Origin of the sequence: Azospirillum sp. B4, from assembly GCF_000333275.1 — a bacterium.
Classification (GTDB): Bacteria; Pseudomonadota; Alphaproteobacteria; order Azospirillales; family Azospirillaceae; genus Nitrospirillum.
On the sequence record NZ_BACU01000559.1, the window covers coordinates 1 to 2,279 of the forward strand.

General features: G+C 67.9%; 2 protein-coding genes. One reads left to right on the forward strand and one right to left on the reverse strand.

Annotated elements, in window-relative coordinates:
- Window positions 1-20: 20 nt before the first annotated feature.
- On the forward strand, window positions 21-269 hold the full coding sequence (locus I55_RS25125) for a hypothetical protein (RefSeq protein WP_044563461.1): 249 nt from the start codon (window positions 21-23) through the stop codon (window positions 267-269).
- A gap of 94 nt (window positions 270-363) precedes the next feature.
- Here I55_RS25125 and uvrA read toward each other — a convergent pair.
- On the reverse strand, window positions 364-2,279 hold a 1,916-nt coding region (gene uvrA, locus I55_RS25130; protein ID WP_044563462.1), incomplete at its 5' end, for an excinuclease ABC subunit UvrA.

Here is a 2,279-nt window from a genome sequence, read left to right on the forward strand (position 1 = left end):
CCCCCGGCAGGAGATCGACGATGAGCAGAAAGCCCGCCCACCCGCCCGCCCACGCGAAGGACGACGCCGGCACCGGCAGCATCCTGGGCAACATCATCCTGGAAGAGGTGGTGGAGGCGATCGAGGAGGCGAAGTCGCCCACCGCCGACATCTTCCCCCCCATTCCCCATGAGGCGCCACCGACCAGGGGGCACGCCAAGGACGAAGGCGAGGGGCATGAGGGGGCGGAGAAGAAGCGGCCGGATTCGCCCGGTCATCACAGCCGCTGATCTACACGGCTTGCCGGGGCGGTCCCGGTCGTAAGCGGGCCATGCGCCGATGTGCCGAGGCGGGCTGCGTTCCGCCTCGGCATGCCAATGATCCTCAGCCTTTGGCCTTGCGCTTCTTGGGCGCCACGGCCTCCACCACCGGCGGCACTTCCGACAGGTAGGGCTTGAGGTAATGGCCGGTGTGGCTTTCGGCGATGGTGGCCACCTGTTCCGGCGTGCCTTCGGCCACGATGCGGCCGCCGCCGGCACCACCCTCGGGGCCCATGTCGATGATCCAGTCGGCGGTCTTGATGACCTCCAGGTTATGCTCGATCACCAGCACGGTGTTGCCCTGGTCGACCAGGGCGTGCAGCACCTCCAGCAGCTTGCGCACATCTTCGAAGTGCAGGCCGGTGGTGGGCTCATCCAGGATGTAGAGGGTGCGGCCGGTGGCGCGGCGGGATAGTTCCTTGGCCAGCTTCACCCGCTGGGCCTCACCACCCGAGAGGGTGGTGGCCGGCTGGCCGACGTGGATGTAGCCCAGCCCAACCTCGTTCAAGGTTTCCATGCGGTCGCGGATGGCGGGCACGGCCTGGAAGAAGCCGGCCGCCTCCTCCACGGTCATGTCCAGCACGTCGGCGATGCTCTTGTCCTTGTACAGGACCTCCAGCGTCTCGCGGTTGTAGCGTTTGCCGTGGCAGACGTCGCAGGTGACATAGACGTCGGGCAGGAAGTGCATCTCGATCTTGATGACGCCGTCGCCCTGGCAGGCCTCGCACCGGCCGCCCTTGACGTTGAAGCTGAAGCGGCCGGGGCCGTAGCCCCGGGCCTTGGCCTCCGGCAATCCGGCGAACCAGTCACGGATGGGCGTGAAGGCGCCGGTGTAGGTTGCGGGGTTGGAGCGGGGCGTGCGGCCGATGGGCGACTGGTCGATGTCGACGATCTTGTCCAGGTGCTGCAGGCCCAGGATGTCGTCGTGCGCGCCCGGATGTTCCCGGGCGCCGTTCAGGCGCTTGGCCAGGGCCTTGTACAGCGTCTCGACGATCAGAGTGGACTTGCCGCCGCCCGACACGCCGGTGACGCAGGTGAAGGTGCCCATGGGGATACGGGCGTGCACGTCCTTCAGATTGTTGGAGCGCGCGCCGACCACCTCCAGGATCTGGCCCTTGTGGCCGGCGCGGCGGCGTTCCGGCAGGGCGATACGCCGCCGGCCGGTCAGGTAGTCACCGGTGACGCTGGCCGGGTTGGCCATCACCTCCGCCGGGGTGCCAGCCGCCACCACCGTGCCGCCGTGCACACCGGCGCCCGGCCCCATGTCCACCAGGTAATCGGCGGTGCGGATGGCGTCCTCGTCATGCTCCACCACCAGCACGGTGTTGCCGAGATCCCGCAGGCGCTTCAGCGTCGCCAGCAGGCGGTCGTTGTCGCGTTGGTGCAGGCCGATGGAGGGTTCGTCCAGCACATAGAGCACGCCGGTCAGGCCGCTGCCGATCTGGGAGGCCAGGCGGATGCGCTGGCTCTCCCCGCCCGATAGGGTGCCCGAGGCGCGGTCCATGGCCAGGTATTCCAGGCCGACGTTGTTGAGGAAGCCCAGCCGCTCGTTGATTTCCTTCAGGATACGGTGGGCGATCTCCTTCTGCTTGGACGACAGGTGTTCGTCCAGGCTGAGGAACCAGGCGCCCGCCTCCTGGATGGACATGCGGCTGACCTCGGCCACGTTCAGGCCGTGGATCTTGACGGCCAGGGCCTCCGGCTTCAGGCGGGCGCCGTTGCAGGCCTCGCACGGCTGGGCCGACTGGTACTTGGACAGCTCCTCCCGCATGAAGTTGCTTTCCGTCTCCTTCCAGCGGCGCTCCAGGTTGCGGACCACGCCCTCGAAGGGCTTGTTGGTCTCGTAGGAGCGCAGGCCGTCGTCATAGCGCAACGTCACCGCCTTGCCGTTGGAGCCGTACAGGATGAGATTCCGCAGCGCCTCCGGCAAGTCGCTCCACGGCGTGTCCATGCGGGCGTTGTGGTGCCGCGCCAGGCTTT

Bases quoted from the DNA above. Each gene is read 5' to 3' on its own strand.
- I55_RS25125 (WP_044563461.1), top strand. From the start codon at position 21: ATGAGCAGAAAGCCCGCCCACCCGCCCGCCCACGCGAAGGACGACGCC.